This is a genomic window from Thalassotalea sp. PP2-459 (genome assembly GCF_001913705.1).
GTDB classification, from domain to species: domain Bacteria; phylum Pseudomonadota; class Gammaproteobacteria; order Enterobacterales; family Alteromonadaceae; genus Thalassotalea_C; species Thalassotalea_C hakodatensis.
This window is the reverse complement of record NZ_MKQD01000077.1, coordinates 75140-96534: the sequence shown is the minus strand read 5'-3', so window position 1 is coordinate 96534 and position 21395 is coordinate 75140. Positions and strand designations below refer to the sequence as shown.

Genomic DNA, 21395 nt, shown 5'->3' with positions numbered 1-21395 from the left:
CAATATCCATGGCATTTTTTTATTCACCTCTCATGATATGATGTAATTTTCGCACGACAAATCATAATCATACAAAATGAACAGCCAAAAGCTTTTGCTTATTTTATTTGTTTTTATCCTTATAATCGCTAGTGTAAGCCTACTCGCCAAAGATTTAGAGGCTATTATTAACCGGGGAACTGATATCGACTCTATTGGTCATATGCTAGGATTTTTTCTATTAACTTGGTTTCTAAATAGTGCTTGCCGTTTTCCTTTGATCACATTATCTATCGCATTAATTTGTTATGCTGCACTTACAGAAATTGGGCAATGGTATTTAGGTTTCAGAAACCCTGAGCTAAGTGATTTTATTGCCGACACCGTCGGTATTTTAACCTTTGTCACATTAAAGTGGCTCAAGTTAATGTATTTCCAGCGAGTACGTTGATGAAAATAGTCGTAATAGGACAAGGTGCAATCGGTTTATTATGGTATTCACACTTAGTTATCACTAAGCATTCCCCAGCATTATTATGTTCACAACGTGCAGTTATTACTGACACTAATATGTCACTGACCACCTACGATAATCAGTTATCGGTGATACCACTTAACATCATAAATAAAGAACAACTTCAACTTGCAGATATCGTACTCTTGTGTTTAAAGGCTTATGATATTTTACCTGCATTAAAGCAGTATCAAGCTTACTTAAATGAAAAAGCAACGGTCATTTTATGCCATAACGGCATTATTGCACCAAGCGATATTCATGCTGTACTACCTAAGCAAACTGTCCTTACCTTGCTTACTACCCATGGCAGCAAAAAAACGGATAACTTTGCTATCACCCATACAGGTATAGGTCAAAGCCAACTAGGTAAGTTGCAACAGGTAACAAAAGCAGAACATCAAACACCAACAACTATATTGAATCAAGCCTTACCGAGTGTAATTTGGCAGGATAATATTGCTTATCATCAATGGATAAAATTAGCCATCAATTGCGTAATAAACCCCATTACTGCACTCAATAATATTGATAACGGTGAATTACTCAAGCCACAGTACCAAGCGTTAATAAATAAAATTTGTTATGAAATTACGCAAGTCGCTGCGGCGGAAAATATCAAACTAGAATTGCAGCAATTGATCAACAATGTGCTTAAGGTTGCATCGATTACTGCTAAAAATTGTTCTTCCATGCGAGCGGATTTTCAACAAAATAAAGCCACTGAAATTGAACATATCAATGGCTATATTGTAGAGTTGGCAAAGCAACATCAACTAGAAGTACCAAATAACTTGTCACTGTATCAACAAGTCAGCCAAGCATACTAATTGATAGTTTTACTTGTTAAGGCCGGTAAACCTTAACGTTGTCAAAGCCAATATCAATCAAGTATAGAGCCTGTAACTTGCTCATTACACCTTGTTCACAATACAAATAATATTGTTTGGTTTGATCTAAGTCACCAAATTGGGTGGCTAATTTAAAAAACGGTAAATGTTGCACGGTTACATGCTCTATCTCGAGCGGACGTTCGTCTTCTTCTTCAGGGCTTCGAATATCTAATACAATAGCACCGTCACCTAGCTCAGATACTGCTTCAACAGCATGAATTTCTTGCTCGGTTTGCTCACCTATGTCTTTTATGTCAAAAATTCGAGTTTCTTCAACAACCCGATCAAGAATGGAAAAATCAAAATTTTCTTCTTCCGCTTCTATTTTCGATAGTACCGCTTTAACTGTTGGCTTTTTAGAAATCACACCACAATATTCAGGAATAGTTTTAGCAAAATCTTCGGTGCCAATTGCGCGTGCAATATCGATAATATCTTGTTTATCATAAGCAGCTAACGGACGTAATATTAATGTGTCAGTCACACGATCAATGACATTTAAATTAGTCAAGGTTTGACTAGAAACTTGCCCTAATGCTTCACCGGTAACAAGCGCTTGTATACCACGTTTTTCAGCAATTTTTGCAGCCGCGCGCATCATCATACGCTTTAAAATTACGCCCATTTGACCGTTTTCAATGTTTTCTAAAATTTCGGCAACAACAGGTTCAAAATCAACTGCAAAAAACTTTACTCGATGTGATGCTCCGAATTTATTCCACAGAAAATGGCTTACTTCTTTCACACCTACTTCGTGCGCCGAGCCACCTAGATTAAAAAAGCAGTAATGGGTACGTGCGCCTTTTTTGATCATTTGATAACTTGAAACACCTGAATCAAATCCACCAGACATTAACGAAAGAACATCTTCTTGAGTTGCAATTGGAAACCCGCCCAAGCCTTTATGACGTTCAGTGACAATAAACAAATCTTTATGCTTGATTTCTAACCGAACGGTTACATCAGGTTTTTTCAGTTGTACTTTTGCAGAGTCAACTGCTTGATTAAGCCCGCCGCCAACATATTGCTCAGCTTGTAGTGAAGAAAAATCATGTTCTCCGGTACGTTTTACACGTACACAAAAAGTTTTGTTTTCAATATGTTTGCCGTGTACTTCAAGTGTTTTTTCAAAGATGTCATGTAAATCGGTAAATTCACGTTGTTGCACTTCAATGATCATCGCAACCCCAGGAATACACGTTAATGCGTTCACTAATTTTTCGCGATTTTCTACAGAGTTATTTTTACTATTTACTTCAATACTGTCCCAATTAATTTTTGACGTAACCTGCTCATCTACGCGACGTAAAACGTTTTTTATATTTGATTCTAAAATCTTAGTGAAACGTTTACGTACAGGTCTACTTTTAATCGCAATTTCAGCCTGAAGCTTAATAATAAATCTCATAACAACTTATCCGGAATTTTGGTGGCGCGGATTATACATCAAGCAAGATAAATGTGCGAAAAAAAAGGATCGCTAAGCGATCCTTTTGAATTAGGGTGTTGAGCTAGTACTTTGACTATTGTGACTCACTAGAAATAATCGACACTGGCTCTGTTTCTTTTGCTTTGCCTTGATTAATCGCAATTTCAACCCGGCGATTACGGCGACGATTAAGCGCGTTGTTATTAGGCACTAACGGTTTCGCATCAGCATGCCCTGCGACAATCATTCTTGACGGATCAAAGCCATCAACGTTAACTAGCTCATGCGCAATGGCTACTGCTCGCTTGCTTGATAAATCCCAATTTGAGGTGAATAACTCAGAACTAATACCGCGATTATCCGTATGACCAGATACCATAATTTCACCTGGCACTGTATTTAATAACTCGCCAATCTCTTGAATAATAGGACGAAACTGAGGCTGTAAAAAAGCGGAACCAGAGGGGAAAGAACCATTTTCTCTGATACGAATAATGATTTGTTGACCCAATTGCTCTAACTCAATAGCGCCGTCTTGTATTTGCTGTTCAAGTTGATCTGCGATTTTTTTAACCAGTTCATTTACTTGTTCTTGTGATGCCTGTTCTAACTCATCACTGGCTTTTTGTCGCGCCTGCGCTGACATTTCATCAGCCGTACTTTGTGATTGTCCGCCCCGTTCAGTACCACGCTGTTCTTGGCGACCACCAGCAGAAGTTTCATCACCCGCCTGAAATTCTAACATTTGTTGGGTCATTTCGACTGTTTGTTGTTGGATCACCTCAATAGGCGTGGGCTCAGGTTTACCAGGCCTAAATTCTTGCGCAATAATACTGGTGCCTTTGGGAATATCTTTTACTTCAATTTTATTTTGTACCCCAAAAGCAAATTTCATTGACCCTGCAATTTGCTTAAACTTCAGCACGTCCATTTCAGAAAAAGATAATAATAAAACAAAGAAGCACATCAATAATGACATAAGATCGGCAAAGGTACCCATCCATGGCGGTAGGCCAGGTGGTGGACATTTACACTCAGGAGGATTTGCCATATGCTAGCTCCCTACTCTTCTGTTGTATTAACGGCTCGTTTACTTTCAGCAAGGTAGTTTTTCAACAACCCTTCAATTACGCGCGGATTTTGCCCGTCTTGAATGCCAAGCACAGCGTCTAAAATAAGTTCTTGGTTGAGTTTTTCTTCTGCCATACGTAGCTTTAATTTATTCGCGATAGGTATAGCAATGACATTAGCCAAAAAAGCACCATAAAGAGTAGTTAATAATGCAACCGCCATTGCTGGGCCAATCGCTTTAGGATCATCCATATTTGAAAGCATCGCAACCAGACCAATTAAGGTACCAATCATACCCATTGCTGGTGCAATTTCGGCTAATGCCGACAGCATTCCTATACCGGTTTCATGTCGCTCTGTTGTTAAGTTAATATCTTTTTGCAGTGTACCTCTAACCACATCAGCGTCGTGGCCATCAACCAGCATATCAACACCTTTTTGCATAAAGGCATTGGATATTTCAGCTTCTTCTAAAGCTAAAAAGCCACCTTTTCGAGCAGCATCAGCCATTTCAACCGACTTTTCAATTAACTCATCAGGCTTTTCAATCTTAAACATAAAGGCCTTGCCCATAATCTTGCCAATACCAAAGAATTGGCCAAGGTTATAATTCGCAAGTACAACAAAAGTAGAGCCACAAAATACGATAAGTATGGATTGGGTATCAATAAACATATTGATGTCGCCGCCCAATACCATGGCCATGACCACGAACCCAATGGCACCTAAAATTCCTAGTAGCGTAGCTAAATCCACACAAGCCTCCGAAAAAATGTTGCTAAATTGCTAGCCCGATAATGATAATAACCTAAGGCGTATTAATTCGCGACTGCATTATAATCTATCACGAGAATACTTATATTATCGCCCATATTGTCAATAACTTAACAAATATTTTCACTTTATTTCATTGAAAGTAATTTAGTTGCTCAGTTGAACAAAGCGCACAGCTAAGGTATCTTGCGCGTTACTTATAAAAAGGCGCGGTTTGAGCGAGATCATGGCACGTAAAAAAATTGAGAACTTAAGTTTTGAAGAAGCGTTAAAAGAGCTTGAAACAATTGTCGATCAACTTGAAAAAGGCGAATTGAATCTAGAAGACTCAATGACCTTATTTGAACGCGGCTTAGCATTAAGCCAAGTTAGCCAAGAAAAACTGAAAGACGCTGAACAAAAAGTGCAAATTTTGATGCAACGACAAGAAAAGTCAGCATTAGAAACATTTGAATCAAACGAGCTATAGCCAGTGCAACACTTGTTAGGATTACCCCAATACCAACAACGTATTGATCAATACCTTATAAACGCATTAGACAATATTGCCGTTAATGACCAACAATTACATGATGCCATGCGCTACGGTTTACTCATTGGTGGTAAGCGTATGCGGCCATTTCTTGCTTACATTACAGGTGAGTCTCTTGGCGCATCAATAGAAGATATTGATGGAATTGCTGCAGCAATTGAGTGCATTCACGCCTATTCATTATTACATGATGACTTACCCGCCATGGATGACGATGATTTACGTCGCGGTAAACCAACATGTCATAAAGCTTTCGATGAGGCTACCGCGATTCTTGCCGGCGATAGTCTACAAACACTTGCGTTTGATATTTTAATAAACCACCCTTTTTCAGAACAAGTAAAAAGAAAACAATTAACCTTAATGAAATTACTGGTTGATGCGGCTGGCTATCAAGGCATGTGCGGTGGCCAAGCTTTAGATCTTTCAGCAACTGATAGCTGTATTACGTTGGCTGCACTTGAACAACTACATCATTTAAAAACCGGCGCTTTATTGCAAGCTGCCGTGTTAATGGCAGCGGAATGTGCACCTAATGTTACAACCGGTGAAAAACAGGCACTAAAAGAATATGCACAGCATGTTGGCTTAGCTTATCAAGTACGCGATGATATTATTGATATTACCTCTAGTGAAGAAGAGCTTGGAAAGCCAACAGGATCTGACCTAGAAGCAAACAAGAGTACCTACCCTTCATTATTGGGTTTACAAGGTGCGCAACAAAAAGCAGACGACTTGTTTCAACAATCACTTCAAGCTTTGCGTAGATTGCCTTACAATACTCAAAATTTGTCAGACTTTGCGACATTTATAATTCAACGAACGAGCTAGGTTCTATTAAAACGAACAACTATGACGATAAATCTAAACGATTACCCGCTACTCTCAAAAATTGATACGCCCGATAATTTGCGTAAGTTATCGCCCGATCAATTACCAAATGCCAGTGATGAGTTACGTCGCTATTTGCTTAACTCTGTCAGCAAAAGTAGTGGTCATTTTGCATCTGGCCTCGGCACAATAGAATTAACGGTTGCTTTGCACTATGTTTACAATACGCCTTTTGATCATTTAATTTGGGATGTAGGCCACCAAGCATATCCTCATAAAATTCTTACTGGCAGGCGTGATCAGCTCCATACTATTCGTCAAAAAGATGGTCTTCACCCTTTTCCTTGGCGTGAAGAAAGTGAATATGATGTGCTTAGTGTTGGTCATTCAAGTACTTCAATTTCAGCCGCACTAGGATTAGCCGTTGCCGCAGAAAAAGAAGGAAAAAATAGAAAAGTTGTGGCTGTCATAGGTGATGGTGCCATGACGGCAGGAATGGCCTTTGAAGCATTAAACCATGCTGGTGATATTCACAAAGATATGTTGGTGATTTTAAACGACAATGAAATGTCGATTTCTGAAAATGTAGGCGCGTTAAATAATCATTTAGCGAAAATGTTATCGGGTAGCTTTTACACGGGATTTAGAGAAGGCAGTAAACGCTTATTAAATAATATTCCCCCCATTAAAGAACTCGCAAGTCGCGCTGAAGAGCACTTAAAAGGTATGGTCGTGCCCAGCACCTTTTTTGAAGAGTTAGGGTTTAATTATATTGGCCCAATTGACGGTCATGACGTTACTGGCTTAGTGAATACTATTAGTAACATGCGCAACCTTAAAGGGCCGCAAATACTGCATATTGCCACTAAAAAAGGTAAAGGCTTCCAAGCAGCAGAGCAAGATCCAATAAAGTATCATGCTGTACCAAAATTTAATCCATCTGAAACAGGGTTACCAAAAAGTCCGCCAAGCTTACCTACTTATTCGAAAATTTTTGGCGATTGGCTATGCAGAATGGCAGAAGTGGATGAAAAACTAGCAGCTATAACGCCAGCTATGCGTGAAGGTTCAGGTATGGTTGAGTTTAGCCAGCGTTTTCCTGAAAAGTATTACGATGTTGCCATTGCAGAGCAGCATGCTGTCACGTTTGCTGCTGGGCTTGCCATTGGTGGTAATAACGCGATTGTAGCCATTTATTCCAGTTTTCTTCAACGTGGTTATGATCAATTGATCCACGATATCGCAATACAAAATTTGCCAGTATTATTTGCCATAGATAGAGCTGGTATTGTTGGCGCAGATGGTCCTACACATCAAGGGGCATTTGATCTTAGTTTTATGCGCTGTATTCCTAATTTAATCATCATGACACCATCAGATGAACGTGAATGCCAATTAATGCTAACAACCGGTCATAAAGCCAATCAACCAGCGGCCGTTCGTTACCCTAGAGGTAACGCTATTGGTGTTGAATTACCTGCATTAACCGAAACCATTGAGATAGGTAAAGCGAAACTTATCAGCCAAGGTGATAAAGTCGCTTTTCTTAATTTTGGTACCATGCTGACAGAAGCTAACATTGCAGCAACACATTTTGATGCAACACTTGTTGATATGCGTTTTGTAAAACCATTAGATGAAACACTACTCGAAACAATTGCGCAACAACATGATGTAATAGTTACGATAGAAGACAATGCTATATCGGGTGGCGCTGGTTCAGCAGTTAATGAGTACTTACTCAGTAAAAAAGTTCAAGTGAGTATTTTAAATATTGGTTTACCTGATCAGTTTATTAAACACGGTACGCAAAACGAAATTCATCAAGAACTTGGCTTAGACTCAAAAGGAATAATCGCTAAAGTTAATGCTTTTCTCGATTAACAAGTTTAAAACGTTGTGCTCAAATCATCCGATATAACAGTAAAGCACAGCGTTTTTTGTAACCCTTGCTGCACAGTTGCCACTTTTTTTCGTTTACTTAATTTTTCAATTTTCTGGACAATAAGTTCTGCGCTACGTTATAAAAACAAAAAATAATAATTAAGGATCACTATGCGCATACTCACTGTCATGCTGTTTTTGCTTGGTCAGATATTATCTACGCAAGCAAATACGAATACCCTACCTACCACAGAGACAAAAATTACCACCATTCACCAACAGTTTAAACAAGAAACACTTACTAGCGAGCAATTGGTTAAGCATTATTTAGCACGTATCAAACAACACGATAAACAAGGCGCAGCCCTTAATGCCGTTTCTCAAATTAACCCACACGCCCTTACCCGTGCAAAAGTTTTAGATAAGCAATTTAAACAACATGGATTAACCGGCCCTCTTCACGGTATCCCTGTGTTATTGAAAGATAATATTGATACCACAGATGATATGTCAAATAGCGCAGGCTCATTAGCACTTAAAGAACATTTTCCCGCCAATAATGCATTTTTAGTTAAACAGTTGCTTAACGCTGGTGCAATTATTCTTGGTAAAACTAACCTTAGCGAGTGGGCAAACTTCCGCTCAACATCGTCATCTAGCGGTTGGAGTAGCATGTATGGTCAAACTAAAAATGCGCACGATGTAACACGTAGTCCATGTGGCTCAAGTTCAGGCTCTGGTGTTGCTATCGCTGCAGATTTTGCTGTATTAGCCGTTGGTACGGAAACTGATGGTTCAGTTACCTGTCCGGCTGCTATTAACGGTATTGTCGGCATCAAACCTACACTTGGTACGGTGAGCCGCAGTGGCATAATTCCTATTGCACATAGCCAAGATACCGCTGGCCCAATGGCACAAACAGTAAGCGATGCCGTTATTATGCTAAGCGCTATGACGGCTATTGATAAACACGACCCTGCACCCGTTGCATCGACTGTCGATTATGTAAAGCATCTTAAAAAAGACGGTTTGGCTGGCAAACGAATAGGTGTAGTTAGAAATTTAATGGGGTATCACAATAAATTAGATAGTACCTTCGAACAAGCAATAAAAGATCTTCGTGCCCAAGGCGCAATCATCATCGATGATATTACTTTTGAAACTAAAGATACATGGGGTGGCAATGAATTTGAAGTATTGCTCTATGAATTCAAGGCAGATTTAAACTCATACTTGGCAAATACATCAAAAGGATTACCTAAATCACTGGGAGCGATCATTGAGTTTAACCAAAAAAATGCTGAAGAAGTGATGCCACATTTTGCTCAAGAAATAATGCAAATGGCCCAATCAAAAGCGGCATTAACTGCTCAAGATTATCTCACGGCATTAAAAAGTGCTAAACAAGCGACACAAAAAGATGGCATAGACAAGTTGTTAAACGATCACAAATTAGATCTTTTAGTTGCTCCAACAACAGGCCCTGCTTGGAAAATTGATCATGTAAACGGAGACCATTATCTTGGTGCTGCTTCAAGCGCTCCTGCAATAGCTGGTTATCCACATATTACCGTTCCTATGGGCTTTGTTAAGCATTTACCGGTGGGTATATCGTTCATTGGAGGATTTTTACAAGAAGGTACATTAATAGAAGCAGCATACAGTTACGAACAAGCAACACAACACAGACGAGATCCGGTTCAATTAAAATAAAACCTCATTTTGTTAATCAAATGTTGAATGTAACCAAACGCTCTGATAGCGTATGGTTACATCATTTACGATAGTATATAAAAAATAAGTTGTTGTATTGCTTAATAAACTTTTTCTTACCGGCATCGTATTAACGTTTTTTCATGCTTGTGCGCAAGCCAATGAAACCATTACATGGCGAATAGTCGATTGGCCACCTTTTTATATTTTACAAGGGCCCGATAAAGGCCAAGGAATTTACGATAGTTTGCTTGATCAAATAATCTTGCAAATGCCATCGTACCACCATAAAAAAGTGGTGATGAATACACAACGCTTACGCCGAGAATTTACCAAAAAAACCAAAGTATGCTCACCTTCTGCACTGTCTAATACCCCCGCATTACTATCAAACACAAACAGCTTTTTATTACCCCATCAACTTATTTATCATCAAGATGACTTTCCCAGTTTAAAGTATCAACCTTCTGTTTCTTTAGTCTCTATACTCAAAGCTAGTGATACAAGGATAGGTGTCGCCACGCAACGCTATCCAAGGGTCATTAATGATATTCTAGCTGTACATTTATCAGATAACCGTGTTGTTTGGCAAAATAACTATAACAGTCTAATACGTATGTTTTTTCGTCGCCGTTTCGACATGTTAATAGAGTACCCGCCCGTGATAAATTACGCTAAACATATGCTTGGACTTTCAAGTAATTATTCAACGATCTCATTAGATGAACTCTCATCAAGTGACTATTTACCTGTACACTTTGCATGTTCAGATAATGATTGGGGAAAACAAGTTATTCATCGCATTAACCAGTTGTTATCACAAGAAGCTAAACAACCTAATTATTTAGCACCGCGTTTACGTTGGTATGAAGGGGAAGAAAAAATACGCTTAACGCAATATTACCACGCACATTATCTTGACGATAAAAAAACGCCTTTTGTTAGCCGCTGAGCAACAAAAGGCGTCCATATAGTACGCGTTAACAATCAGAATCAATAACGCTATTCTTCATTAATATATTCCACAACTTCTAAACCAAAACCTGATAGTGAATGATATTTTACTTGTGAGCTTAATAAGCGCATTTTACCTACACCTAAGTTAGCCAAAATTTGTGAACCAACACCAACATTTCGTGATCCAATATGACGCTGCACTTCTTTTACTTCTTCGCCAGCATCAAGCTTAGCGTATTTTTTTACTTGCGTGATAAGCTCGTCAGGCGACTCGTGCTTACCCAGCAACACTAATACGCCACCTTCTTTACCTATTCGGGCTAATGCATCACCAATCGGCCACTTAGCAACACTTTCACGTTGACTAAACAATAAGTCTCTAAAGGTATTTTCTAAGTGTACACGCACTAAAGTGGGGGTTTCGTGCTCGATTGCACCTTTAGTTAATGCAAAATGTGCTTGGCCGTCAATAGTATCTTTAAAAACAGTAAGTTCGAACTCGCCGAAAGCGGTAGGCAGTTTACATTGTGACACGCGCTCAATCGTTGTTTCGTTGGCATTACGATATTCAATAAGGTCGGCAATTGTTCCCATTTTAATGCCATGGCGTTCAGCAATTACTTCTAAATCAGGGCGGCGGGCCATTGTGCCATCTTCATTAAGGATTTCCACAATCACAGAAGCAGGTTCTAATCCTGCTAACCTTGCCAAATCAACACCAGCTTCTGTATGTCCTGCTCGATTAAGCACTCCGCCATCTTTCGCCATCAAAGGGAAAATATGTCCCGGCTGTACGATAGAGTGCTGATTTGCTTCTTTAGAAACTGCAGCTAATACAGTCTTAGCACGGTCTGCGGCTGAAATTCCCGTTGTAACTCCTTCTGCCGCTTCAATTGAAACCGTAAAATTCGTTGAAAACTGTGCATCATTTTTACTGACCATTAAAGGCAGGTTTAATTTTTTACAGCGTTCGATGGTCATTGGCATACAAATTAAACCACGACCGTGTGTTGCCATAAAATTAATGGCTTCAGGCGTAACAAGTTCCGCTGCCATGATGAAGTCACCTTCATTTTCGCGATCTTCGTCATCCATTAGGATGACCATTTTTCCCTGTTTAATATCGTCAATTAGCTCCTGCGGAGTATGTAAATTCATGACAGCCTCTTAATTTTTAATAAAACCACTTTGACGTAACAACGATTCTGTCACGCCAAGTGTTTGTGTGTTGTTGTCTTGTTTTTTTAACAATAAACGTTCGATGTAACGTGCCATTACATCTACTTCAATATTTACCTGACTACCTATCTGATAGATTGGCATAATAGTTTGGTTCGACGTGTGTGGAACAATAGTCAATCTAAAGGATGTTGTATCTACTGAGTTGACCGTTAAGCTTACACCATCGATAGTAATTGAACCTTTTTCCGCAATATAGGGTGCTATATCATCAGTCATTTCTAACCAATAATCGATACTGTTTCCAACTCTATTGATTTGTGTGATACAAACAACAGCATCAACATGTCCAGAAACAATATGGCCGCCAAACCGTGTTGTAGGTAACATGGCTTTTTCTAAATTTACCTGTTGGTTCACTTTATAATGAGCAAATCCGGTACGTAAGAGTGTTTCTGTAGAGACATCGGCACTAAAACTTGTGCTATCAAAAGCAATCACAGTTAGACAAATACCATTGGTTGCTATTGAGTCGCCAAGCTTTACATCTGACATATCTAATACGCCTGTCGCGATAACAATTCGAGCACCATGCGACCCTACTTGTATTTGCTTGATCGTGCCGACAGCTTCAATAATTCCAGTAAACATGCTAGTTCTCTACTTTTACCTTGTCATGAGTAAAGTGTGCAACAATCTTTATATCGCCACCTACTCGAGTAACATCTTGAATGTGTAATGATTTTGCTTGTGTTAACCTATCAATATGAGAAAAATTCACCAAACCTTTCCCAGCATGGCCAAGTAACTTGGGCGCTTGATATAGAATTAATTCATCAACTAAGTTTTGTTCAATGAATGCGCCCGCTAATTCCATACCCGACTCGATTAACACGTCATTTAAGCCTTTATCCGCTAATACTTTCAACGCTGCGGTTAAATCAATATAGTGACCACATTGTGATTGCTTAACACAAATATGTTCTACGAAATGTGGCCATTGATGAGTATTTTCAAGTCGAGCCGTTAATATCAACACGGGTGATGTAGTTTCAAAAAGTGCAAGATCTGGGGTTAAGCGGTTTTGCGAGTCGATGACCACGCGAACAGGTTGTCGAACTTCTTGTTCTGCATAATGTTGTTTAATATCGCCCAGTTCTGACCAACGTACGGTCATGCGTGCGTTATCATGCAAGATAGAATCGGCACCACTAATTACCGCACAACTTTGTGCTCTAAGCTGTTGTACATCGCAGCGAGCTTCACGAGAGGTGATCCATTTACTTTCACCCGAAGACATCGCTGTTTTCCCATCTAAACTGGCTGCAAGCTTACAACGAACATAAGGCTTTTGTTGAGTCATCAACGCAATAAAGCCCACGTTAAGTGCTTGAGCATCAGCTTCAAGTAACCCAGAAGCTGTTTCAATGCCTGCTTGCGTTAACATTGATAAACCATTACCAGATACTTGTGGGTTTGGATCAACCATAGCAGCAATTACTTTGACAACACCAGCGTCTATTAACCCCTTAGCACAAGGTGGTGTTTTACCGTAATGTGAGCAAGGCTCTAAAGTAACATACGCTGTTGCGCCTTTTGCCTGTTCTTCGGCCTGCGCCAATGCGTTAACTTCAGCATGTGCAGAACCTGCTTGTTGATGCCAACCTTCACCAACCACCTTGCCATCTTTCACCAACACACAACCTACGCGTGGATTAGGTGAAACGGTATATAACCCTTTTTTAGCAAGTGCTATCGCTCTTGCCATGTAACGGTGATCATCAAGGGTAAAAGTGTTACAGCTCATCTTAGTTATCATCACCTAACCGAGCAATTTCTTCGCCAAATTCGCGAATATCTTCAAAAGAACGGTACACAGATGCAAAGCGAACATAAGCAACCTTATCAAGCTTTTTCAACTGCTCCATAATTAGATTACCCAACATTTCACTTGAAACTTCACGTTCACCCGTTGCGCGAAGTTTGGATTTTAGTCGATTAATTGCTTTTTCAGTTTGTTCGACACTGACAGGACGCTTTTCTAAAGCACGCATTAAACCAGAGCGGAGCTTTTCCTCATGATACGGCTCTCTTGAACCATCTCGCTTGATTATACGAGGCATAACAAGTTCAGCCATTTCAAACGTAGTAAAGCGTTCTAAGCAAGCAATACATTCTCTACGTCGCCTGATTTGGTGGCCATCTGCCACTAGACGAGAATCTATCACTTTAGTTTCAGTCGCCGTACAAAATGGGCAATACATGCCTGTTCCTACTATTTACAAAGATGAGGTTATTTTAAAGGAATTTATGCGTGAAGTAACTGACAAATACTAAAAAGCCCAAAGTTTCCTTTGGGCTTTAATCTACTTAGGCGTACAGAGTTTTATCTGTCCACCGATCTTAAACAGAGGTTAACTAGGCATAAACCGGCAAACGAGCACAAAGTTCTTTCACTTTTTCCTGTACCGTAGTTATCGTTGCTTCATTATTGATATCATCAAGAATGTCACAGATCCAGCCTGTTAATGCTTTAGTTTCTTCTACACCAAAGCCACGACGAGTAATTGCCGGTGTGCCTAAGCGTAAGCCTGAAGTAACAAAAGGAGAACGTGGATCATTGGGTACCGAGTTTTTATTCACAGTAATGTGTGCACGACCTAACGCCGCATCAGCATCTTTACCTGTGATATCTTTATCAATTAAATCTAATAATAATAAATGGTTTTCAGTACCATTCGAAACAACTTTGTAACCGCGTTCCTGTAACACTGCAACCATCGCTTTAGCGTTATCTAGCACTTGTTGTTGATACACTTTAAATTCAGGCTCTAATGCTTCTTTAAAGGCAACTGCTTTAGCTGCAATAACATGCATTAATGGGCCACCTTGACCACCAGGAAATACGGCTGAATTTAATTTCTTATAAATAGCTTCGTCGCCACAACCAGCAACAATTAAACCACCGCGAGGACCAGCCAATGTTTTATGCGTTGTCGTTGTTACAACGTGAGCATGTGGAACAGGGTTTGGATAAAGGCCTGCAGCCACTAAACCTGCAACGTGCGCCATATCAACCATAAAGTAAGCACCGATGCTATCAGCGATTTTACGCATACGCGCCCAATCAACCACTCCAGAGAATGCAGAAAAACCACCGATGATCATTTCCGGCTTATGTTCTTGTGCTAAACGTTCCATTTCGGCGTAGTCAATATCACCGGTTTCAGGGTCTAAACCATATTGAATCGCTTCATAAGATTTACCAGAAAAGTTTACGTGTGCACCATGTGTTAAATGACCACCATGCGCCAAGCTCATACCAAGAACTTTACCGCCAGGCGTTACAAGTGCTTGAAATACAGCAGCATTTGCTTGAGAGCCAGCGTGCGGTTGCACATTGGCATAATCAGCACCAAATAATGCTTTAGCACGTTCAATAGCAAGTGCTTCAGCTTTATCTACAAATTCACAGCCACCGTAGTAACGTTTACCCGGGTAGCCTTCAGCATATTTATTAGTTAACTGAGAACCTTGTGCCTCAAGTACACGAGGGCTACAGTAGTTTTCAGAAGCAATGAGTTCGATGTGCTCTTCTTGACGAGTCGTTTCGTCAGTCATTGATTGCCATAGTTCAGCATCAAAGTCAGCAATATTCATATCACGAGTAAGCATGTTTTTACCTCAAGTTCTCAGCATCATGGCCTTGCACTATACGAGGCATTTGCTGGAGGGTTGTCTAAATTAATTGCCGCATATTTTGCCTGAATCAGGCGCTAAAGTATACGCAAAAACCCGATGCAGTTATTTCATTTTTTAATGAAATATATCGATTGCTCTTTGTGCTATATGCGGTAAAAGTTTTCTTTTGCGAGATCATATTCGCTATTGAAGTAATATATCGAATAAAAAACCAAAGAACAACATATTAAATTCAGGATTAAAGAATTAAAACCGAATTTAATATGGCCTAACCAACAAAAGCGGTTAATTATTCTTTGTTTTGGCAATCATTGCTTTAAGCTCTTTTTGGCGTTTTAGTCCAAACCAATGAGTAATAGCAAACATAAGAATTATAAGTATATTAATAGTAATTAAACCGTTCGTTGCCGGTTTTTCCGCATTAATTGCCGTTTCATAAACAAAAAAGTTAGCTAATAGCCCAAAGGGTATACAAGACCACTTCGTTAAACGAATATAGCTTAATGAGGACTCAATACCTTTTATCGCATTATTAATCGCATTTTCTGGGCTATCATTGATTTGTTGCCAGGCTGTTTGTCTGATCTTATATTCGTAATAACAGAAAACAACCGAAAGTACGAAGCTGCCCCACATGTAACTCAGAAATGATCTTTCCCAAGAGTCTTCAATCAATGTGCCATACATTGCGCCAAATAAAAGCCCTATGGTTGCAACCACATTTCCCCAGAATAAGCATTTCGCTTTACGTGTTCTTCGTTTTGTTTCTTTAAGTAGCTTTTTAATATCAGCTTTTTCTGTTGGTTGCTGCTGCCAATCTTTCGCCAATTCCTGCCATTGTTCATCAATAAATGAAGTGTCAGTATCGTTATCTTGATTCATGTTGTTATCAGGTTCATTGTTATTTGCAGTCATTATGAGTGTGCTCCGAGTATCTTACTCAATGATGCTTTAGCGCGTTGTAGCCTAACTCCCACTAAATTTGTACTAACAGATAGTACGTCTGCAATCTCTTGGTAACTCATCCCTTCTAAAGCAAGCGTTATTACCTGCTGTTGATCCAATTTTAATTGACGAATAGCCTGCGCTAATTTTTGCTGACGCTGTTGTTGATCTAAAGACTGAAAGGGTGTTGGTTGTTGATGATCTTTTTCTATCTCTTGCGGCATATCACTAAGATCGTGATCAGCCTTTACCGTACGAACGGCTTTAGCAACATGTGTTGCTAATACATTATGTGCAATTCGTGCAACAAAGGTTTTAACGGCCGAGTCATGCCTAAACGAGGGTAATGCTCGCCATATATTTAAAGCAATTTCTTGAAAAAGTTCATCTTGTAAAGCCGGCTTAGCTTCAAAACCCGTGATAATATGACGAAGCAACTTTTCGTGCTCCGTCATCCACTGCGTAAAAGTTTGTTGATGATCCAAAACGTAAGAATTCCCATCTGTTGCTGTTAAAAAGCAATCTTGTTTTAATGCGGGCAATTTTAACGTTTTATTCACAGATCACCAACTACCATTTAACTTAAAGACATAATTACTTTTTCAGACTTCAAGCGTTTCGACATTCCTACCACTAATGCAGCAGTCAAGGCGAGTGTTGCAGCAGTGCTAACCAAAAGCGCACTCCAATCCACAGGTAAACCTTTAAACAAATCTTCCATCAGTATAGATTGTGCGGAAATTGGTGCCCATTCAACCCATGCCGGTTTGTTGTCCATCATCATCATCGCTAACGGAACCATAGCAGGAACCATAATAAGCATTGCTACGGTTGATTGCGCTTCTTTAAAAGATTTTGCTTGAAAAGCAAAAAACAACTGTAATGATGATGCTAAGAAACATAAGGGAATCAGTAGCATAAGTAACGCTATAAATGTTGAAACATCTAAGCTGAACGTTGCTCCGATTTTTGCTAAATCAACAAAGCTTACTGATACCGTGGTTAAGCTCAACATTAGGGTCACAGAAATTGTGGCGATTAAACTTGAACAAATCAATTTAGCTAACACTATTTTATATGTTTCAACGGGTTGACATAATAATAGCTCTAGCACATTTCGTTCACGCTCACCGGCACTTGAATCAACAGAAATTGATTGACCAGAGACAAATGCCCCCATCATTAGATATAAACCTAACATTAAGGTAATAATCACCGCATTACTTGTTGGTGCCGAGGTATCTTGCTCTTGTAAATTAATAGGTCGCAATAATTTTACGTCGATACCACGGACTAATAAACGTTTATAACCGATGCTTAATGAATGTTGACGTACTTCATCCTTAATACGACGTATTGGTGCATTCAACGATTTTTCACTATAGTCAGCGCGTAGAATTAAATCTATTGGGTGACCTTCACGCAAGTTGTCAGCGAAGTTATCAGGGATGATCAATTCAACATTATATTCATCCCACTGGCGTTTTTTATCCTCGGGTACTTCTGCAAAAGGAAGAATATTATTATCGGTAAACGATTTCATCAATTTTGGTGCATATTCAGCCCCAGTAATTTTCACATATATTGGCGGATTATCAACTGCCTCATTGATGGCAAACTTTGAAAAAACCATAATAAACACAGGCATAAGTAAACCCATACTTAATGCAACCATTAAAGCACGTTTGTCACGAAATGCTTCTTTTAATTCTTTTATTAATAATGCTTTAAACTGGATCATGCTGCTACCCCTTCGTCTGAGCCGATTAATTTTACAAAGGCTTCTTCTAATAGCGTTTCACCCGCTAAATCACATAACTCTTGAGGCGTACCTTGGGCGGCTAATTTGCCATTCGCAACAATAATCACGCGATCACATAGCGCTGCAACTTCTTGCATCACATGAGATGAAAACAAAATACAATGACCTTTTTCTTTAAACTTATTAAGATAAGTGCGTAGCACGCGTGTACTCATTACATCTAGTCCACGGGTAGGCTCATCTAATACAAAGTTCTGCGGCTGATGCACTAGCGCCTGAGCAAGGGTTACTTTCATCCGCTGACCTTGAGAGAATCCCGCCGATTTACGATGTGCCAGTTCTTGCATATCAAGATCTGTTAGAATTTTCTCTATCGCCAGTTTTTTTTGCTCACCGTGCATACCATGTAAACTCGCGAAGTAATCAATTTGTTCATAAGCAGTTAAACGTTCATACAAACCAAATTTATCAGGAAATATGCCAAGCTTTGCTCTAGCTTGTAACGGGTTTTCCGTCACTGTTACTCCATCAATTTTTGCATAACCCTGATCTGCAGCAAGCAAACCATACAATGTACGTAAACAAGTCGTTTTACCTGCGCCATTAGGACCTAAAATACCCGTAATTTCACCATCATTTGCCTGGAATGATAAACCATCTAACGCGGTAACAGACTGCTTTTTAGATTTAAAAGTTTTATGTAGTTCATGTACTTCTATCATAATATTTCCTTACACTCCGCCGTTTAAGCTGGTCATAAATGATTCTGCTGGAATATCTGTAAGACAAGAGTCATCAAGATCATTTGGGTTTTGGGTTGTTAAAAATTCACTGATCATTCCCATAGCGCAAGGTTGAACCCCTGGTGTATGTGAGCTGTTTGGTATGATAATGTGTTTACTGTTTGGCAAAGTTTTATCTGAATATTCAGCATTACTTGGCGGAGTAACAGGATCTAAATCTCCAGAAATAATTAACGTAGGAATATCAGCATTTACAGGTAGTGAAAAGTCTGTTGATACTTGATACGTTGGCCACAATGGACACGCAAGCTTTAACCCGTATTGTCCAATACTGCCATTAAAGGTATTCTCAGCATCCGCTTGCCACATCGAGTCAGTAACTCTGGGCACATCTTCATTACAAAGAATATTAAACGTTAAGCCAAGAAACATCCCTTCGCCAATATCACCAGCAGCAGTTAGACCAGCTAGAGGTGCATAATTACCGAGCGATGCCTGATGTATAATCAACGGAACTAATGAACGCATTTCGACAGAATAAAGTTGAGAAAAAATAGTAGACACAAACTTTTGTTCATCAACCTTCATCGACATTGGCGTACCTAATCTTGGATGAGGTAGCGAAACAGTAACTGGCTGTTTAGCAAGCTCTGCTTTCACTTGTTCAAATTCTTGTGCTAGATTTGGATAGGCATTTTGGCAACTTTCTTCAGCGCGACAATTTTCAAGAAGCATATTAAACGAACGCTCTGCACTTTTACCGAATAAACCGATAGGTACTTCGATTGGGCCAACACTGTCTAAAATAACGGAGGTTAAAGAGTCAGGGAACATACGCATATAAACCAGGCCTGCACGAGTACCATAAGAGCCACCGTATATCGCTATTTTTTCGTGGCCTAATGCAGCACGAACAGCTTCAAAGTCTCGAATGGCATTTTCAGAGTTATATTGTGATAAGTCGCCTTCTAGTTGCGTTAAGCATTGTTTTATTTCTTTAACAGAAAAGTCAGAAGGTAAATTGGTATATGGATCAAGCTGCTCTGCATTTTCACATTGAAGCGGGTTTGATTCCCCCGTACCACGTTGATCAACTAAGATTAAATCGCGGGTTTTTCTAACTTCGTTAAAGGCTTTATATAATCCACCAGCTAAACTTACTGCTGCTTGACCGGGGCCCCCTGCCAAAAACATTAACGGTTCATTTTTCTGACTATTATCAATGGCTGGCAGTACCGCAAAATTAATTGATATGGTTTCACCCGTTTTAAGATTATAATTTTCAGGTACTTCAAGTTTGCCACATTGCACTAACTGGGTAATTCCCTCAAGGTGGCAATCATTTAATGATAATTTTTCATCGCTGGCTTTCGATAAGCTAGATACTGTGACTAAGCCCATCACCGCAATACTTTTCCAAGGTACTGTCATTTTGTTATTCCTTCTAAAAACTTAGGCAGTTAGTCTTAGCTATAATTGTTTTATTACAAAAAATGTAAGAAATTTATATTAGCGCGTAAAACATCCTAATAAGAAGAGATTATCCAAGTGAAAAATAAAAGAAATGTAATCAAAGAGACCGATAAAGCACAACAACCAGCCCGCATAGTTGATCAGCTAACACCTCAGCTCAAATCTAAGCTTTTCACCAGTGAAAGCTTGAGTATTTTTCTAGCCGTGTGCGCAATTTTTATTTCTGCAGCTTCATTTTATGCGACATATATTCAAGCTGAAGCAGCAAATAAACAGGTAAAAGCAATGACGATGCCGTTAATACAAATCGATTCTGGGAATTATGATATCAATGCTGAAAAAGCTAAAATATCAATGAATATAAAGAATGCTGGCGTTGGACCAGCGATCATAAAATACGTTACTTACGGCTACAAAAATAAACGTTATATGAATTTAAGCTCTTTATTACAGGACTGTTGTTTACCTAAAAATGTTGAACCTCTCTCCCTTCACCAAAGTGGTTTAATCACTTCTCCTTTACATAATGCCATTATTGCAGGCAATGATACTCTTCATCATATCACTCTTGATCAAACTCCTGACAATTACCCTTTTTGGCAAGCCCTTGATAAGGCGAGAAGCGAACTGAAAATATCCATTTGTTATTGTTCAATGCTCGATGAATGTTTCATCAGTTCCCAGCCAGACCGCTATCAACCTGTGCAACAATGCTCTGCCATAGATCAATAAGAAAAAAAGCCGCACGAAGATTGCGGCTTGGTAAAAGTAAGCATTAAGAAGGCAATAGGGGAGCCCTCTTAATGCTTAAACCTGAGAGATTAACTGTATAACAATTACTTATAAGCTAGTCCAGATATAAATATATTGTATACAGTATACCACTGTAAATAACTTAAATGGATTTTACAAGCATTATTCAATATTAATTTAAGTGACTAGGGCCTGTTGATCTTTCGCGTTTATCTTTGCACCAGTTTATTGGTCTTTAGACAAGGCATTGCGATGAATATG

At 39.3% G+C, this 21395-nt stretch carries 21 protein-coding genes; 8 read left to right on the top strand and 13 right to left on the bottom strand.

From position 1 onward, the window contains the following. The first annotated feature begins 76 nt into the window (after positions 1 to 76). Positions 77 to 430 (top strand): VanZ family protein, encoded by a 354-nt coding sequence (locus BI291_RS16895; protein WP_074500378.1) that lies wholly within the window; start codon positions 77 to 79, stop codon positions 428 to 430. Continuing rightward, complete coding sequence (locus BI291_RS16890; RefSeq protein WP_074500375.1) at positions 430 to 1323, top strand: ketopantoate reductase family protein; 894 nt, start codon at positions 430 to 432, stop codon at positions 1321 to 1323. The genes BI291_RS16895 and BI291_RS16890 overlap by 1 nt, the downstream gene beginning before the upstream one ends. Before the next feature lie 16 nt (positions 1324 to 1339). Here the strand turns inward: BI291_RS16890 and thiI are convergent, their stop codons facing one another. The 3 genes from thiI to pomA all read right to left on the bottom strand — a co-directional run bounded on the left by thiI (position 1340) and on the right by pomA (position 4642). Then, positions 1340 to 2794: a tRNA uracil 4-sulfurtransferase ThiI gene (gene thiI / locus BI291_RS16885; RefSeq protein ID WP_074500372.1), complete on the bottom strand. Its 1455-nt coding sequence runs from the start codon at positions 2792 to 2794 to the stop codon at positions 1340 to 1342. A gap of 115 nt (positions 2795 to 2909) precedes the next feature. Then, on the bottom strand, positions 2910 to 3866 hold the full coding sequence (locus BI291_RS16880) for a flagellar motor protein MotB (protein ID WP_074500370.1): 957 nt from the start codon (positions 3864 to 3866) through the stop codon (positions 2910 to 2912). 11 nt (positions 3867 to 3877) lie between these two features. Continuing rightward, positions 3878 to 4642, bottom strand: coding sequence for a flagellar motor protein PomA (gene pomA, locus BI291_RS16875; protein ID WP_074500368.1), 765 nt, complete (start codon positions 4640 to 4642; stop codon positions 3878 to 3880). Positions 4643 to 4886: 244 nt separating this feature from the next. On the opposite strand from pomA, the gene xseB reads away from it, so the two are divergent. From xseB to BI291_RS16850, 5 genes are all read left to right on the top strand, one after another. Next, a complete protein-coding gene (gene xseB / locus BI291_RS16870; protein WP_074500365.1) occupies positions 4887 to 5129 on the top strand; it encodes an exodeoxyribonuclease VII small subunit in 243 nt (80 codons plus the stop codon). A 12-nt stretch (positions 5130 to 5141) separates the two neighbouring features. Continuing rightward, positions 5142 to 6023 carry a (2E,6E)-farnesyl diphosphate synthase gene (ispA, locus tag BI291_RS16865; RefSeq protein WP_074500418.1) on the top strand — a complete coding sequence of 294 codons (882 nt, stop codon included), beginning with the start codon at positions 5142 to 5144 and terminating at the stop codon, positions 6021 to 6023. Between the two features lie 21 nt (positions 6024 to 6044). Then, positions 6045 to 7907: a 1-deoxy-D-xylulose-5-phosphate synthase gene (dxs, locus tag BI291_RS16860; protein WP_074500363.1), complete on the top strand. Its 1863-nt coding sequence runs from the start codon at positions 6045 to 6047 to the stop codon at positions 7905 to 7907. 171 nt (positions 7908 to 8078) lie between these two features. Next, complete coding sequence (locus BI291_RS16855) at positions 8079 to 9620, top strand: amidase (RefSeq protein WP_074500360.1); 1542 nt, start codon at positions 8079 to 8081, stop codon at positions 9618 to 9620. Positions 9621 to 9717: 97 nt separating this feature from the next. Continuing rightward, complete coding sequence (locus BI291_RS16850; protein WP_074500358.1) at positions 9718 to 10572, top strand: hypothetical protein; 855 nt, start codon at positions 9718 to 9720, stop codon at positions 10570 to 10572. Between the two features lie 50 nt (positions 10573 to 10622). Here BI291_RS16850 and ribBA read toward each other — a convergent pair whose 3' ends face one another. From ribBA to BI291_RS16800, 10 genes are all read right to left on the bottom strand, one after another. After that, entirely contained in the window at positions 10623 to 11735 is a 1113-nt protein-coding gene (gene ribBA, locus BI291_RS16845; RefSeq protein WP_074500355.1) for a bifunctional 3,4-dihydroxy-2-butanone-4-phosphate synthase/GTP cyclohydrolase II, read from the bottom strand. A gap of 9 nt (positions 11736 to 11744) precedes the next feature. Next, complete coding sequence (locus BI291_RS16840) at positions 11745 to 12407, bottom strand: riboflavin synthase (protein ID WP_074500353.1); 663 nt, start codon at positions 12405 to 12407, stop codon at positions 11745 to 11747. Between the two features lies 1 nt (position 12408). Continuing rightward, the gene (ribD, locus tag BI291_RS16835) at positions 12409 to 13563 is read right to left on the bottom strand and encodes a bifunctional diaminohydroxyphosphoribosylaminopyrimidine deaminase/5-amino-6-(5-phosphoribosylamino)uracil reductase RibD (RefSeq protein ID WP_074500350.1); all 1155 of its coding nucleotides are present in this window, start codon (positions 13561 to 13563) and stop codon (positions 12409 to 12411) included. A 1-nt stretch (position 13564) separates the two neighbouring features. Further along, complete coding sequence (gene nrdR / locus BI291_RS16830) at positions 13565 to 14020, bottom strand: transcriptional regulator NrdR (protein WP_074500347.1); 456 nt, start codon at positions 14018 to 14020, stop codon at positions 13565 to 13567. A gap of 154 nt (positions 14021 to 14174) precedes the next feature. Then, complete coding sequence (glyA, locus tag BI291_RS16825) at positions 14175 to 15431, bottom strand: serine hydroxymethyltransferase (RefSeq protein WP_074500345.1); 1257 nt, start codon at positions 15429 to 15431, stop codon at positions 14175 to 14177. A gap of 312 nt (positions 15432 to 15743) precedes the next feature. Next, a complete protein-coding gene (locus BI291_RS16820; protein WP_074500342.1) occupies positions 15744 to 16373 on the bottom strand; it encodes a hypothetical protein in 630 nt (209 codons plus the stop codon). After that, the gene (locus BI291_RS16815) at positions 16373 to 16963 is read right to left on the bottom strand and encodes an RNA polymerase sigma factor (RefSeq protein ID WP_254849608.1); all 591 of its coding nucleotides are present in this window, start codon (positions 16961 to 16963) and stop codon (positions 16373 to 16375) included. Before BI291_RS16815 ends, BI291_RS16820 begins: the two co-directional genes overlap by 1 nt. Before the next feature lie 17 nt (positions 16964 to 16980). Continuing rightward, the gene (locus tag BI291_RS16810; RefSeq protein ID WP_074500340.1) at positions 16981 to 18144 is read right to left on the bottom strand and encodes an ABC transporter permease; all 1164 of its coding nucleotides are present in this window, start codon (positions 18142 to 18144) and stop codon (positions 16981 to 16983) included. Further along, entirely contained in the window at positions 18141 to 18887 is a 747-nt protein-coding gene (locus BI291_RS16805) for an ATP-binding cassette domain-containing protein (RefSeq protein ID WP_074500338.1), read from the bottom strand. Before BI291_RS16805 ends, BI291_RS16810 begins: the two co-directional genes overlap by 4 nt. A gap of 9 nt (positions 18888 to 18896) precedes the next feature. Further along, positions 18897 to 20339: an alpha/beta hydrolase gene (locus BI291_RS16800; protein ID WP_074500336.1), complete on the bottom strand. Its 1443-nt coding sequence runs from the start codon at positions 20337 to 20339 to the stop codon at positions 18897 to 18899. A gap of 117 nt (positions 20340 to 20456) precedes the next feature. Here BI291_RS16800 and BI291_RS16795 point away from each other — a divergent pair, with 117 nt between their 5' ends. Continuing rightward, entirely contained in the window at positions 20457 to 21113 is a 657-nt protein-coding gene (locus tag BI291_RS16795; RefSeq protein ID WP_074500333.1) for a hypothetical protein, read from the top strand. The last annotated feature ends 282 nt before the right edge of the window (positions 21114 to 21395 follow it).